Origin of the sequence: Luteolibacter sp. Y139, assembly GCF_038066715.1 — a bacterium.
GTDB classification, from domain to species: Bacteria; Verrucomicrobiota; Verrucomicrobiia; order Verrucomicrobiales; family Akkermansiaceae; genus Haloferula; species Haloferula soli.
Map to the genome: position 1 here is coordinate 1 of NZ_JBBUKT010000008.1, position 14,660 is coordinate 14,660.

General features: G+C 61.8%; 9 protein-coding genes and 1 pseudogene. All 10 read right to left on the reverse strand.

Annotated features, from left to right (window positions below):
* Positions 1-3,269 (reverse strand): annotated as a pseudogene (locus WKV53_RS18730) (hypothetical protein); the annotation flags it as partial.
* Positions 3,266-5,146, reverse strand: a complete 1,881-nt coding sequence (locus WKV53_RS18735) for a BatA domain-containing protein (protein WP_341406316.1) — start codon at positions 5,144-5,146, stop codon at positions 3,266-3,268. The gene WKV53_RS18735 and the pseudogene WKV53_RS18730, both read right to left, overlap by 4 nt.
* A gap of 8 nt (positions 5,147-5,154) precedes the next feature.
* Positions 5,155-6,093 carry a DUF58 domain-containing protein gene (locus WKV53_RS18740; protein WP_341406317.1) on the reverse strand — a complete coding sequence of 313 codons (939 nt, stop codon included), beginning with the start codon at positions 6,091-6,093 and terminating at the stop codon, positions 5,155-5,157.
* A 277-nt stretch (positions 6,094-6,370) separates the two neighbouring features.
* Complete coding sequence (locus WKV53_RS18745) at positions 6,371-7,378, reverse strand: AAA family ATPase (RefSeq protein WP_341406318.1); 1,008 nt, start codon at positions 7,376-7,378, stop codon at positions 6,371-6,373.
* Positions 7,379-7,387: 9 nt separating this feature from the next.
* Complete coding sequence (locus tag WKV53_RS18750) at positions 7,388-8,197, reverse strand: DUF4159 domain-containing protein (protein ID WP_341406319.1); 810 nt, start codon at positions 8,195-8,197, stop codon at positions 7,388-7,390.
* On the reverse strand, positions 8,194-10,722 hold the full coding sequence (locus WKV53_RS18755) for a tetratricopeptide repeat protein (protein WP_341406320.1): 2,529 nt from the start codon (positions 10,720-10,722) through the stop codon (positions 8,194-8,196). Before WKV53_RS18755 ends, WKV53_RS18750 begins: the two co-directional genes overlap by 4 nt.
* Before the next feature lie 186 nt (positions 10,723-10,908).
* The gene (locus WKV53_RS18760; RefSeq protein ID WP_341406321.1) at positions 10,909-11,715 is read right to left on the reverse strand and encodes a hypothetical protein; all 807 of its coding nucleotides are present in this window, start codon (positions 11,713-11,715) and stop codon (positions 10,909-10,911) included.
* A gap of 102 nt (positions 11,716-11,817) precedes the next feature.
* Positions 11,818-12,003, reverse strand: a complete 186-nt coding sequence (locus WKV53_RS18765) for a hypothetical protein (protein WP_341406322.1) — start codon at positions 12,001-12,003, stop codon at positions 11,818-11,820.
* Between the two features lie 612 nt (positions 12,004-12,615).
* Positions 12,616-13,245, reverse strand: coding sequence for a hypothetical protein (locus tag WKV53_RS18770; RefSeq protein WP_341406323.1), 630 nt, complete (start codon positions 13,243-13,245; stop codon positions 12,616-12,618).
* A 185-nt stretch (positions 13,246-13,430) separates the two neighbouring features.
* The gene (gene ychF / locus WKV53_RS18775; protein WP_341406324.1) at positions 13,431-14,552 is read right to left on the reverse strand and encodes a redox-regulated ATPase YchF; all 1,122 of its coding nucleotides are present in this window, start codon (positions 14,550-14,552) and stop codon (positions 13,431-13,433) included.
* Between the last annotated feature and the right edge of the window lie 108 nt (positions 14,553-14,660).

Consider the following 14,660-nt stretch of genomic DNA (forward strand, 5'->3'; position numbering starts at 1 on the left):
TGTCCGGGCTGTTGTCCCGGTTGGTTTCCCTGGCCGGGTTGATTGCCTGCTTGTTCACCACGCTGACCTTGTCCGGGCTGTTGTCCCGGTTGGTTGCCTTGACCGGGTTGATTGTCTGCTTGTTCACCACGCTGACCTTGTCCGGGCTGTTGTCCCGGTTGGTTGCCTTGGCCGGGTTGATTGCCCGCTTGTTCACCAGGCTGGCCTTGTCCGGGCTGCTGTCCCGGCTGGTTTCCTTGGCCGGGTTGATTGCCCGCTTGTTCGCCACGCTGCCCCTGTCCGGGTTGGCTGTCTGCTTGTTCGCCGGGTTCGCCTTCACCGGGCTGCTGTCCCGGTGGATCGCCTTGCCGTGGCTGGTTGTCAGCTTGCTTGCCGGGCTGACCCTGACCTGTGGCTTGTTCCGAAAGCTGTTGCAGTTGATCGCGCGCATAGCGGAGCGCTTGGGCCTCGTCGCCGAGCACGCGCTCGGCGGCGCCTTCAATTCCTTGTGTTAGATCGGCGATGCCCTCGGCTGCGCGTTCGGCGGCGGGACTCTTGGCACCGGCTTGCTCCATTTGCTCGAGAGAACGGGCGATCTGGTTTTGCTCTGCTCCGCGGAGTGCCTCGGAGAGATCTTTGGATACTAGGGGCTCCGCACGTTCCGCGGATTGGGCGGTCTCGCGGACGTTATCCATCAGCTTCTGGAGGTCGTCACGTTGTCGGGCGATCTCAGGTGTGGCGGCCTCCGATTCGCGCAGACGAGGACTACGGGGCGCTTCCTCCTGAGCACTCGATTCGGCGAGCTGCTGCTGTCGCTCCTTTAGAGCGCGGGCGTCTTGTCGCAGGTCGCGAAGTTGTTCCGCCAGTTGCGCGGCGCTGTTCTTGCGGAAATCTTCATGCTCTTGCTCCAAGGTTTCTTGCGTCCTGCGTCCTGCCGCGAGCGCCTCGCCAAGCTTGTTTTCGGAAAGCTGCTCGCTTGCCTGCTGTGCGCGTTCGCGAGCTTCGTCGAGGGCCTCGCTCTTGGGCTGTTGGGATCCGTCGCGGGAGGGGTCATTTGTTTGCTCACGAAGCTGGTCCACATCGGCAAGCAATTCGCGCTGCTGCTCGCGGAGTTGCTTGAGCTGGCGCTCCACCTCGGCGCGCTTCTCGGGTGTGTTGGCTTCGGCAAGCGCGTTTTGGAGGGCTTGTATTTCCTCATTGAGATCGCGCTGGCGTTTGGCGAGTTCTTCAAGCTTGCGGAGCGTGTCCATCGCTTGGGCTGCTTCACCGGCCGGGGTTTCGGGACGGGCCTGCTTTTCGGCCTGATAGGGCGTTTCTTTCTGCTCCAGCTCGAGTTCGTCCCGCTGCATTTCCTCGGAGGATGATGACGATTGTTGCCCGGCGTTCTGGCCGGTCATGATCATCGTCTCCGAACTCATGAGCTGATAGAGATGGCGTAGCGCGACTTGCTCATCGCTGATTGCCTCCTCAAGAGGAGCTGCGGAAGTCTTCTCCTTCGCGCTGGTGAGCTCGCCGAGCGCGTCCTTCATCGCGAGCCGCGCATCGGTCAGATGCTGGCGGACGGATGGGTTGGTCTGCTCCGCTTCCAACGCGGTTGCGGTTTCAATGGCGATTTCCTGCGAGCGGCGGAGAGTTTCAAGCTCATCCGATTCGGGTGGCGTGTCGTTGATTTCTGCGTGATCACGGCGAATCGCCCAAGTGGCGTTGAGGATCTGCGTCTCCGTCTTGATGAGATCTGCGGCACCGCCAGCAGGCTCGCCTTCGGCTCCTGCTTGTTGTTCCTGCTCCCCACCGGGTGGAGCGGCTTGCTGACGGAAGGTCTCGTCGAAGTCGCGGACGCGGACGATGTGGATGTCGCCGTTGACCCGGCGCTTTTTGCCGTCGGGCCCGAGGTCTTCGGCCCAAGCATTCCACATGAGGATGTCCTTTGGCTTCGCTCCGGCTGCTTCAAGATCGATCAGCTCGGAAAGAGGTGCCAGCTTTCCTCCTGCGGCGACCGGAGTTTCAAGCTCGTGCCACTTCTCGCCATCGAGCGTGTAGCGGAGTCCCTGTGTGAGCAGGCCGGTGTCGTCGGTGATCTTGGCTTCGAGGCGGACCTCCTGGATCGGCGTGGCCTTGTCGTTCTTGCGAGGCAGCAGGACCTTCACGACGGGTGCCTTGTTAGGGAGCACCTTGATATCGAGCAGGTCCTTGCGCGAGTTGCGGCGTCCAGCGCTATCAGTGAGGACGAGTTCGTAGCGGGCGCTCTCCTTCGGCGTGAGGTTCGCAAGATAGCGCGCGGGATTGGCGGGGTCCGCGGTGAGCTTCACCGGTTGCTTGTCCTTTGCATTCAGCGTGGCAGTCAGGCCGGGGAGATTCGCCGTGAAGGAGAGTGCGATCGATGTGCGCTCAGGGACTTGGATGGAGCGCGGATCCTTGATCGTCTCCGGCTGCTTGGCGAGGTGCTCGGGAAAAGTCAGCACGGCTTGCGAACTGACCAGCGCGGGAAGATCGAAGACGCGAACCTTGAAGGAACGGCTGCTCCCGCCGGCGGTCACGATACGGTAATCCATCGGCCCGGGGACCGCGGAGAGCCGGGCTTGAAAGACGGGATCCGTAAACGGCCGGGTCATCGGAAGAGAGCGGACTTGCCCCGACTCATCGGTGGTCTCGAGCGATGCCTCGGCCGGGATGTTGATGCCAAAGCGTGCTTGGATCGTCAGAGAGGTGCCGCGCTCGATCTCGATGTCGCCGGGTTCCACCGAAATATCCAGCGGCGTGGCGGCGGCGATCTTTTCCTCTGCCGGGGTGGTGTTGGCGACATGTGTCCCGGTGGGAATCAAGGTCGACACGAGCCCCAGCCCGAACAACGCGATGCCGATGAGATTCAGCGTGCGCAATCCTTTCAGCCGCGGCTGGGGAACGAGCTCGAGCCACTCGTCGCGCTCGGCGGCGGCGACCGACTCGACGAGCAATCGAAGTTGGAGGTAGTTGAACGAGCCTCCTTCGGGATGTTGGTCGAGTGCGGCGAGCAGCGCGGTTCTCAGTTCGGGGTATTTCGTTTCCACCAGCTTCGCAACCTCACGGGGATTGCCCAAGCCGCTGCGGCTCCACCACCAGACTGCGGCAGAAGCGACAGCCAAGAGCGGCAACAAATCCGTGGCCAAGGTGCGCGCTGGAACTCCAGAGCGCCACAGGAGGATGGCGGCGAAGAGGCCCAGCCACCAGGTCACGGCGAGTCCGCCGTGGAGGCGTTGCTGCTGCCGTCGCCGCGCGAGCTCGGCAAGGATGGCGTGCAATCGGCGGATCATGACGTGGCGGGGTTGGCGCGGTTGCCCGCCAAGGCAGCCCACGCGGTTTCAGCGAGATAGAATAATGCGGCGGCGACGAGCAGCCACCAGCCAGTGCGTTGGCGGCTTTCCTGCTCGGCACTGGAAAGGGTGGCGGTCATCGCGTTGGCCTTTGCGATCACCGGTTCATCGAGAGGCAGGCCGAGTGCGCGGAGATCGGCCTCGGGCAAGGGTGTGAGCTCGGATTCAGCGGGATCGATCTGGATGGCGATCCGCCGGTTGCCCGAGGCGTGGATGCCGGGGGCGTCAATCCCGTCGTAACCGACGAAGTAGACGCCGCGACCTTGGCCAGCGTTTGCGATCAGCGAGTGAAGCAGCGGCGCGAACTTGGTTGTTAGGGCGAGCTGGCTATCGGCGGGGCGCCAGGTGGTGGTGAGGACGTGGAGGGTTCCCTTGCCGAGCGGATAGCTCAGCCATGCCGGATCGCCATTGTCGAAGCGGGCGAGCACCTTGCCTGGCGAGACGAGCTTCTCGGGAAGCACGCGATATTTCCAGATACGGATGCCGCTGAAGTCCGAGTAGCGGGGATCGGCAAACGGCGCGAAGACCGGTGACTTGAAATCGATCTCTCCGAAGCGGGCGTGGTCCTTCACTTTTGCTTCGGTCGGTGTGGCATCGGTGACTTGGACGAGATCTTCGAGAACCTTGGCGGCTGAGACATCACGCAGGGTGAGCAAGGCGGTTCCGCCATCCTCAATCACCTTGCGCAAGGCGGAGACATCTCCCGGTTTCCCATCCGTGATGGTGAGCGCGGGGGCTTCGGTGGTAGGCGTGTCGATGATCTCGACCGAATAATCCGCGGTCGGCTGCATGGCACGGTGGAGGAAGTAGGTGGTCTCCGTTGTATCAGTGACTTCGCTGGGACTCGGATGCCAGATCTTCACGACGGGCAGAGCCGAGGTGGTCCACGAAGCTTCGTTGTCGAACGCGTAGTCGTCTCCGGTGAGGGTGACCTTGCCTTCGGTAGGAACTCCCTCGGGCGCGTCGAAGATGGCGCTTTCGCCGGCCGGAACCGAGATTGTGGTCTTCACCGCGGTGCCGCTCCACTCCAGCGTGAACGCGGACTTTGCGGAGCCCGCGGCATTGGTCACGCGGGCGCGCCGGACTTGCTTTTCCGGTGGTAGCATTTGCACGCCGGCATTGGTCCTGCTGTCGGCAGGAGCGGTGGGATGAAGGACGATGCGCAGGGCGTCCGGCCATGATTCATTGCGCAGGCGATCCAGTGTGGAGCCTTTCTGAAAGTCACCGAAGAGGTGGAGGTGAAGCGGTGTGTCCCCGCCGGCCGCGGCGACGGCGGAGAGGATGGCATCGTCGAGATGGGTGGCCTGCCAATCGGCCTGCACCTCGCCGAGCAAGGCCAGCGCGGTGGACTTGCGTTCGCCGGGCACGAGGCCGCGGGCGCGTTCAGGATCTAACAAGATGTGGAGACGATCCGAGAAGGTTGCGACCGCGATCGCATCATCCTTTGGCAACTTCTCGATTTCCTCGCGCGCGGCGGCAATGGCTTTCTCCTCCGGTTCGCCGCGCATGCTGGCGCTGGTGTCGATGAGGATGAAGTGCGTGGTGGCACCGGTGGGCGGGGCGGGGGAGTTTTCCTTTGCGGGGAAGAATGGCCGGGCAAAGGCGAGGACCATCAGTGCGAGTGCGGCGCAGCGCAGGATGAGCAAGAGGATATCCTGCAGACGCGCGCGGCGCTTGGTGATGGGCGGATGATCCTCAAAGAACATCAGCGAGGAGAAGGCGACCGTTTCCTTCGGGCGGTTCTTCCGCAGATGCAGCAGGACCGGCAGCGCGAGGGCTGCCAGTCCGGCGAGGAAGAATGGAGCGAGGAAGGCCACGGTTCAATTCATGAGCTGCTCTTGCGGACGATGCGTTGGCCGAGCGATTGGCGATCGGAAAGGTAGGTGTGGAGGGCGGTCTCCAGCGGCTGGCCGGTCGGCAGCAGGTGATGAAGGATGCCGAGTGTGTCGCAGAGTGACTTGAGGCCCTGCTGGTGCTCGCTGAACTTCTTTAAGTAGCCCGCGCGCAGACGGTCGGGATCGGCGGGCAGGACGCGGCCGGATTCCATGTCCTCGAAGTTCACGGTGGAATCGAAGGTGAAGTGGATCTCGGCCGGATCGAGCGTCTGCATCAGGCTGACGTCGTGTCCACAGGCGGCGAGTGCCGATAGAGGGGCTTTCAGTTCTGTGAGAGGCGTGAGGAAATCGGAAATGACGAAGACCAACCCACGCATGCGGCCGCGGGAGAGGATGGCATCGACCGGGGAATGCAGCGCCGCGCCCAGGCCGAGGGCAGGACGATCCAGCGCGGCGAGGATGGCATGCAGGTGTCCGCTGCGATGACGCGGCGGGAGATAATCGCGTGCGACTTCGTCGAAGGTGAGCAAGCCGATCTCGTCGCCTTGCTGATGAAGGAACATCGCCAGCGTCGCGGCGAGGGTGCGGGCGTATTCGAGCTTGGTGTAGGACTTCGAGCCGTAGCCCATCGAGCGGCTCAGGTCTAATAGGACGTGGCAGCGGACATTGGTTTCCTCGCGGAATTTCCGGATGAAGGACTTGTCGCGGCGGGCGAGCACTTTCCAGTCGAGATAGCGGATGTCATCGCCCGGGACGTATTGGCGGTATTCAGCGAATTCGGCGGAGAAGCCGTGCCGCGGACTGCGGTGGAGGCCTTTCCAGAATCCCTCCACTACCGTGCGTGCGCGCAGTTCGAGGCTGCGGACGCGCATCAACGCCACCGGATCGGCGAAGTTTGATGAGCGCGGGGATGATGGATTAGGGTTCATTATTTCACTCTCGGATCGAGGTGTCCAAGCAAGTCTGGATCGTCAATTTTCCACCAATACTCATTCTTCGTTCTGGGTTGGTGGAATTCGTGGATGGAAACCAAACCGAGAAGTTGAATTGGGTCGTCTGCTAGAAAGTGCCATTCTGCATTCCGAGCATGCCACCATTCCCTTTCCTGCTCGAATTCAAGAGACCATCCTTTGCGCTCAAGGATTACGAGGGCGGTGTTGTAGACGTTCAGGTATGCTCCAATGTCTGGCATCTTGATTCCTTGGATTACGGAAGTGGCACATGCTTGAGCAGGCGATCGACGATACCCTCGGGCGTGACGCCCTCAGCCTCGGCGCGGAAATTCGGTAGGATGCGATGGCGGAGCACGGGATGGGCGAGCGCGCGGATGTCATCCGGTGTGACGTGGGTGCGACCGGCGAGGAGTGCTCGGGCCTTGCCGCCGATGACGAGGCATTGCGCGGCACGGAGGCCGGCGCCCCAGTTTACCCATTCGTTGATGAAGTCGGGGGTGCCCGGGCGGTTCGGGCGAGAGGCACCGACGAGGCGCACGGCGTAGCGGGCGGTTTCCTCGGCGATCGGCACCCGCCTCACGATTTCATGGAATGCCAGCAGGTCCTCGCCGGTGAAGAGCGCTTCGATGGGCTCCGGGCGCTTCGAGGTGGTGCTGGTGACCACCGCCACCTCATCGTCCTCACTGAGGTAGTCGATGCGGATGTCGAACATGAAGCGGTCGAGCTGGGCCTCCGGCAGGGGATAGGTGCCTTCCATTTCCACCGGGTTCTTGGTGGCCAGGACGAAGAACGGTTCTTCCAATGGATAGCGCACACCGGCGGCGGTGACCTGGTGCTCCTGCATCGCTTCTAACAGCGCGGACTGCGTCTTCGGCGGCGTGCGGTTGATTTCGTCCGCGAGGATGAGATTGGCGAAAAGCGGTCCCTTCACGAATTCGAGTCGGCGGCCACCATCCGGAGAATCGCCGAGGATCTCGGTGCCGGTGATGTCCGCGGGCATCAGGTCCGGGGTGAATTGGATTCGGTTGAAGGAGAGGTGAAAGAGCCTGGCGGTTGATTGGATGAGCAGCGTCTTCGCAAGTCCCGGTGCGCCGGTGATGAGCGCATGGCCACCGGAGAGCAGCGCGATGAGCAGCAGCTCAATGACGTCGTCCTGGCCGCGGATGACCTTGGCGAGTTCCTTGCGGATGCGGTCCCGCCCTTCCGAGATGCGGCGGACGAGCTGTTCTTCCGTGGCTAGTGAATCGTTGGCGGTGATCATGAGATAAAGTCAGTGGGTCATCGAATAGACGACGATGTTGATGCCCATCGGAAAGGCGAGCTTCTCGCTGAATTCGGCGAAGTAGAAGGGGTCCTCGCCTTCGCGCTCCCAGCCATCGCCGAGGTCGGTATTCTGGCAGATGATGACCATCAGGCGGCCCTTGGTATCGAAGATGCCGTGGAAGTGGGCACCCTTCGCACCCTTTTCCCAGAAGACGCCGGTGTAGCGTCCGCGGAGGGCGACCTCAATCGCCGGGATCTGCGGCTTCACCTTCATCGGGAAGACCGTGCTGAAGATCGGGTGGTCGAGTTCCAGCTCCTTGATCGGCAGGTCGGGGAAGACCTTTTTCATCTGGTCGCGGGTGTTCTCCCACTCGTCATCGCCCCAGAAGTCATCGATCATCAGGAATCCGCCATTGAGCAAATGCTCGCGCAGGATCTTGGTCTCTTCTTCCGTCAGGTCGAGTGAGCCGGTCTCGAGGGTGTAGAGGAAGGGATACTTCTTCAGTTCGGGATCGAGGATCGGGAGGATGATCGGCTCCGGATTTACGCGAATCGCGGTCATCTGCTGGAGGCGGAACGAAAAGTTCAGGTCGCTGTCCGGGTAGTCCGTCGCCCACTTGTAGTGATTCTCGGGGCGCAAGCGGACGAAGCGGAAGGTGTCGTCCGGAAAACGCGGGTCATTGTGCCAGCGCTCCACGCCATTGCGGTCGCCAAGGGTGGGTTCGCTCCGACGGCCACGACCCCAGCGGCCTTGACCGGAGGAGTCCGCAATGAAGGCGAAGAGCAACAAGCTGGCGATGGCGAGCGCGGGCTTCATTCGGCAGGAGGGAAAGTGGTGAGAAGTTCCAAGGCGGCCTGAAAGCGCGGGTTTTCTTCCAGAGCTTTCAACACCTGCCTACGGGACTCCTTGGGATCGGACTTTCGCAACAGGGTCGCGAGATCGAAATGAAGGCGGCCCGCGTCGCGTGGTTCGAGCGCGAGCAAGGACTCCAGTGACTCGCGGGTGCGCCTTGTATCGCCGGATTCCTTCGCTGCTGCGGCCAGTGTGCGGTAGGCCTTTTCCTGGAAGGGATTGGTCTGGAGCATTTGGTCGCCTTGGGCCGCGCGTTCGGCGGCGGGAAGTGTGCCGCCGAGTTCGAGCAGGCGTGCCGCGGCGTCGGAAACGTTCGAATCGATGGAGAGCAGCTTCGTCAGAGCGGCGCGTTCGCCCTCTTCATCGTTGAGGCCGCGGCAGGCGAGGGCGAGAGACCAGTAGGGATTGAATGACTCGCGGTTGTTCGGTTCGGCGCCGATAATCTTTTCTAACAATGCCTTCGACTCCTTCCATTTCCGCTCTTCGGTGAGCGAAGAGACGAGCATCATGGTGGCGGCGTAGCGCTTGGGGTTCGCTGCCACCCATGCGGCGGGATCCTTGCGATAGGCGACGTATTCCTCGTCATCTAGTGGCTTCCAATCGAGATCCGGTCCGTAGGTGGAGGCGATCTTCTTGGCGTAGTCGAGGAAGGACTTGTCCAGCTCCTCGATCAGCTTGGTGTGGTTGGCGATGGCATCGGCCACCGGCTTGCCATCGGAGAGGTCGGCGAGAATGGAACGCATCGCTCCCATGCCAAAGGTGCGGACAATGTATTCCGCAACGAGCGAGGCGTGATAGTAGCCGAGCATGATGTCCTCGCCGGCGAAGGACTCATCGAGCCGGGTGATCGACGGCACATTTCCATCAAGGAAGCGCTGCCGGAATTCCGAAGTCATGCCCTGGCCCCACCCGGCATGGACCTCCCGCTCCTCGAAGACGCTGATGCCTTCCGAGAGCCAGCGCGGGATGCGATGGCGGCTGGCATCGAGGGTGATGGTGTGCGTCATCTCGTGCCACAGCACCGATTCCCAATTCGAGCGGCCCAAGCGACCGCGGGGGCTGGTCATGGTGATCAGCGGGCCGAAGCAGACGCCGAGGAATGACTCACCGCCGGGCAGCCCGAAGGTGCGGATCGCGAAGTCTTCCTGCTTCGGCAGGATCTCCACCATCATCGGCGCGGAGAGCTTGATGCCGTATTTGTCGGCGAGAGTGTTTTTCGCGCGGGCTGCGAGATTCAGCGCGCGAGTGCCGAAGACGGCCATGTCCTCGGGCGACATGCGAAGGCGGACGCCTTCTTTGTTTCGCACCGGGTAGTCGCGCAGCTTGTCGCGCAGGGTGATGAGATTGAAGGCGGCGACGTTGTAGGGGTCCAGCTCGTGTGCTTGGGCGACATTCTCCCAGCCGGGTTCAAGCTGGCCGAAGCGAAGTTGATTCGAACCAAGCTCGAAGAGGATGGAGGGTGACACCGGATCGAGCTGCCGTGCTTCCTCCAGATACTTGATGCCTTCCTCAAAGCGATACTGTCCTGCCAAGGTCGTGCCGATGATCTCGGGGACGCGTGGGTTCTCTTCGTAGAACTTGTGAGCCCGTTCGATGGAGGCTTTCGCCTCCTTCTCATCATCCTGCACGAGAGCGATGGCAGCGAGATCGGCCCATGCCTCGGGGTGATCCGGATTGATGGCCAGCACCTGTTGAAGGACGTCCTTCGCTTCCTTGAAGGCTTTGCGGCCAGTGAGGAGGGTCGCCTTGTGAAGCAGTGCGGCGGTGTGCTTCGGATTCGCCTTTAGCGCGAGGTCGAGATAGCTTGCGATACCGGGCTCACGGTTAGCCGCGGGGAGTTCGAGGCCCGACTGGTCGAGTCCGAGGTTGAAATCCGGATCGCCGGGGAAGCGTTTCAGACCCTCGCGAAAGTATTCCGCAGCGAGTTGGCGGTCATGATTCGCCAGGGCGAGCTTGCCGAGGGCGAGGTAAGGTTCACGACCTTCGGGGTCGGCCTTTTTCGCCGGCTCCAGCAAACGCTCGAGCACCATCTTCGCATCGACACGGTGATCTAACAGAAGCTCCGCGTAGGCCGCCGTCTTGCGCGAGTTACCCTTGGTCGGGTGGTCCGGCTGGAATCTCGCCGCGCGCTCGGTCAGCGTGGTCGCTTCCTCCACGGCACCGGTCGCCCGGTAGGCGCGAGCAGCTTGCAATGCGAGCTCGGGATCGAAGGCGGCTCCCCGGCCGAGTTCATTCGCGCGCTCGGCCGCTTCATGATACTTGCCGGTCTCCAGCAGCGTGCGGATTTCCAGCGCGGCGAATTCCGGATAGTTGTCATTCACCGGGGTGCCTTTCTTCGCCGCTTCGAGACTGGCTGCGTAGTCACCCTTCAGAAACGCGCTTCGCCCGGCATCGAGGGTTGCGGGATCCTGAGCGATGGCCGCGGCATGCATCGCCGTCATCGCCAGTGCGACTCTCAAGCTGCGCTGAAAGCCTGATTCCCACGTCATAGCCCGAAGGGTAGCACTCGGCATGCGCACGGCACGGAAAACCCGGGCGTACGGGAAAATTCCGGAAAGAGAGAAATCATCCGTGAGAAGAGGCAATTCTCCGGGCCGCATTCCGACAAAGTGATACGCCACCGAAAAGAACGCGGCCCGGGGGACGGCCGCGTTGCTTTTTCGGGGGAGATTCACTCATTCCGACAGCAAGCCTGCTGCCGCTTCGGGGATATCGAAGGTGGTGGAGCCGACGCCGGTGAAAGATACCTTGGTGGTGCGATTCACATCGCGGTCCTCGCCATTGAAATTCATTTTCCCGGTGAGCGTGAGTTCGTAGCCGGTCAGCACGCCATCGGTGACGGTGAAGCTCACCGAGCCACCGGCTCCGGAGACTTCCGGCGGCCCGCCATTTCCGCCACCTTGGCCACCGCCGCCACCACCTCCGCGACGGCCGCCGAATCCGCGGAACGAGATCAGCTCTTTCGCGGTGGCTTCATCGAGCGTTCCTCGGATGCTGCCGTTTTCGAGCTTCACGTCCTTGGCCTTGGAGACCAGGTCTTTGGCGTCGGTGGTGGGTTCGTGGAGGTTTTGCACCATGCGCGCGACCCAGCGGCCGGGGCCTTGCTCTTCGGTATCGGGATTCGGCACGACCCAGGCGCCATCGCGCTGCATGGCGGCCTTGCCCTTGCGGGCGAGGACCTGAAACTCCTGATCGCGGCCTGGCATGGTGACGAGGATGTAACCGCCGCTTCCCTTCTTGCCACTGGTGGTGCGGTCGCCGAAATTGCCGCCGAAGGAGGTCGTGTTGCTCCAGGCGTAGCTGGTGGCCGCGGCGAGTTTCTCGGCGGCGGCGGTGAGGTCAGCCGCGGGATTGGCGGCGGGCTGCTCCGGCGCGGCGGGCGTTTCGGCCGGGGTTGCCGGAGGGGTTTCCTGAGCCGGGGCGACGGCGGTCGCGAGGAGGACGAAGGTCAGCGGGGCGAATCGAAAGGCTTTTGGTTTCATGGCTGGTTGGAGGAAAGGTCCAATGAGATGAAACAGGCGCACCCGGAGAGAAGTTGCAGGGTGTTTTGTCATGAATTTGAAGGGGGAATTCCGGACTGCCTGCTACTCCGGCCACTTGATGTCCGGTGCTGTGCCTTTCCAGAAGGGTTGGCGCGGGTCGAAGATGTCCATGCCGTTGAGCTGGACGTGGCCGTGCTTGTCGACGGGAAGATTTTTCCTAGTCCCATCGACGAAGAGAACCACTGCTTTGTCATCGTAGTTGGCCCGCCGCTCAAAGCACCGCTTCATTGAATTTACGGGTGCCATCAGGACCGGCGAAGTCGGATTGCTGGATGAAGATAGGCCTGCGATGTAAGCAAAAGCGCACTCACCCATTTCCAGTGCATGGCTTCCGCTGATGTTATTGTCAGGCTTGTGCGGGGTAATCGAACTCGGTGCCCAAAAGATCCTCTCGCTCTTGGTTCCAGCTGCGATCAGTTGGCGGAAAATTTCGTTCGAAGACGAGGCACCCAGTGGGAGGGGCGTGCTGGTGGCATCCTTGACGTCTGCGATGGTGGATGCGTTGGGAAAGCTTCCGTAGTCGTTGTCGAAATCAAGAAGGGCGAGATGAAGGCTTTTTGCGTTGTTGATGGCCTCCTGCCGCTCGGGGAATAGACGTCCTTTGAAGAGAAGCGGCGAGAGAAGTCCTATCGACAGTGCAATGGAAAGACCTCCGAAGGCTAAGATGCGGCGAAAGATAGTCTTGGACCTAGCCGCCTCCGGTCCCGCTGGCGGGGCGGGGACATCGGGAGGCGGCTGGGGTGTCAGTTCCATTGGCTAACATTCACCTCGAATGAATCCGGGGGCAAGCTGGCCAATTCACAAGAGCCGCTTGGCCACCTCGCTTTGCACGGGGATCGGCTACTCCGGCCACTTGATGTCTGGAGCCTTCCCCTTCCAGAAGGGTTGGCTGGGGTCGAAGAGGTTCATACCGTTGAGTTCGACTTGGCCGTGGTTATCGACAGGCAAGAGTTTCACGCTTCCATCGATGAAGAGAATCACTGCTTGATTGTCGTATTCCTTGAACCGTTGGAAGCAATGCGTGCTAGGAATCACAGGAGTCATCAATAACGGTGCCGTAGGACCAGCAGAGTTCACATAGGCGAAGGAGCACTCACCCTTTTCCAAGGCGTGGCCGGCGCTGATGTTCTCGTCCGGCTTGCGCGGTGTTGCTGGGGACCATGCCCAAAAGATTTTCTCGGTCTTGTTGCCGGCCGCAATCAGCTGGCGGAAAATCTCATTCGAAGACGATGCGCTTGGAGGCAGGCTTGAGCCTGTGGCGTCATTGACATCGGCGATGGTGGAATCGTCGGGAAAGCTTCCGTAGTCATTGTCGAAATCGATGAAAGCGAGATTGATCTGCTTCGCGTGGTCGATGGCTTCGGTTCTTAGAGAGTAAGGATCGGATTTTCTGATAAGGAGTCTCGAGACGACGCCGAACATGAGAAGGCCGAGAATGGACAGAGTCCCGGCGATGATGATCCATTTCATGACATGTCGCGACCGCATCGCCTCGGGTCCCGGTGGCGGAGCAGGGGCGTCGGGCGGCGGTTGTTGAAGCAAGTCCATGTCGATCTTTTGCTTTCCGGATCGCTGAAACGAAGAGGCCCCTCGACCCTAGAGAGGGAAGAGGGGCTTGGAAAGTCAGAGACTCGCGGCGGATAGCCGCGGCTCGATCACTTGCTCACGTTGAAGCGGAACTCGATCACGTCGCCGTCCTTCACGACGTATTCCTTGCCTTCGATGCGGAGCTTGCCGGCTTCCTTGGCGCCGTGCTTGGTGCCGGCGGCGACGAGGTCGTCGTAGTGGACGACTTCAGCCGCGATGAAGCCGCGCTCGAAGTCGGTGTGGATGACGCCAGCAGCGGCGGGTGCCTTGTCGCCTTCGTGGATGGTCCAGGCGCGGGTTTCCTGCACGCCGGTGGTGAGGTAGGTGCGCAGGCCGAGCAGGTGATAGACGGCGCGGATGAGTGCGGACACGCCGGAATCGGAGATGCCCATGTCGGCGAGAAGCTCAGTGGCTTCCTCGGGGGTGAGGTCCACGAGTTCCTCCTCGATCTTAGCGGAAATGACGACGGCTTCGGCACCGTGCGCTTCAGCGGCGAACTTGCGGACCTTGGCCACCATCGGGTGCGAATCCGGGTCGGCTTGGGCGGCGGCCAGTTCGTCCTCGGCCACGTTGCAGGCGAAGATGGTCCTTTTGTCGGAGAGCAGGAAGAAGTCCTTCATCAGCTCGCGCTCGGTGTCGCTGAGCTGGAGCGTGAGCGCGGGCTTTTCGGCGTTGAGGTGCGGCAGCAGTTTGTCGATCAGTTCGACCTCGGCCTTGGATTCCTTGTCGCCGCTCTTGGCCTTCTTCTCGCGAGAGACACGGCGCTTCTCCATGGCGGCGATGTCGGCGAGGATCAGCTCGGCATTGATGATCTCGATGTCGCGGATCGGGTCGACGGTGCCGAGCTCGTGAATGATGTCGTCATTCTCGAAGCAGCGGACGACCTGGACGATGGCGTCGGTCTCGCGGATATTGGCGAGGAACTGGTTGCCGAGGCCGGCACCTTCCGAGGCACCCTTCACGAGGCCGGCGATATCGACGAACTCGATCGCGGTGGGGACCAGCTTCTGGGAGCCGGAGATCTTCGAAAGCACGGCGAGCCGGGAATCGGGCACGATCACCATGCCTACATTCGGATCGATGGTGCAGAACGGGTAGTTCGCCGCCTCCGCCTTGCGGGAGCGGGTGACGGCGTTGAAGAGGGTGGATTTTCCGACGTTCGGGAGTCCGACGATTCCGGCTTTGAGCATGGCGGGGCGAGGGGTAGGGCATGCCCGGCGGCTTGCCAACGTCCGAATGACTGCTTCCCGCTGAAAATGAAAAAGCCCGGCGGAGGAACCGACCGGGCTTTTCCACGG

Coding starts and splice junctions, on each gene's coding strand:
- WKV53_RS18770 (WP_341406323.1), bottom strand. CDS start 13,245: ATGAAATGGATCATCATCGCCGGGACTCTGTCCATTCTCGGCCTTCTC.
- WKV53_RS18760 (WP_341406321.1), bottom strand. CDS start 11,715: ATGAAACCAAAAGCCTTTCGATTCGCCCCGCTGACCTTCGTCCTCCTC.
- WKV53_RS18755 (WP_341406320.1), bottom strand. CDS start 10,722: ATGACGTGGGAATCAGGCTTTCAGCGCAGCTTGAGAGTCGCACTGGCG.
- WKV53_RS18765 (WP_341406322.1), bottom strand. CDS start 12,003: ATGAAGCGGTGCTTTGAGCGGCGGGCCAACTACGATGACAAAGCAGTG.
- WKV53_RS18750 (WP_341406319.1), bottom strand. CDS start 8,197: ATGAAGCCCGCGCTCGCCATCGCCAGCTTGTTGCTCTTCGCCTTCATT.
- WKV53_RS18745 (WP_341406318.1), bottom strand. CDS start 7,378: ATGATCACCGCCAACGATTCACTAGCCACGGAAGAACAGCTCGTCCGC.
- ychF (WP_341406324.1), bottom strand. CDS start 14,552: ATGCTCAAAGCCGGAATCGTCGGACTCCCGAACGTCGGAAAATCCACC.
- WKV53_RS18740 (WP_341406317.1), bottom strand. CDS start 6,093: ATGAACCCTAATCCATCATCCCCGCGCTCATCAAACTTCGCCGATCCG.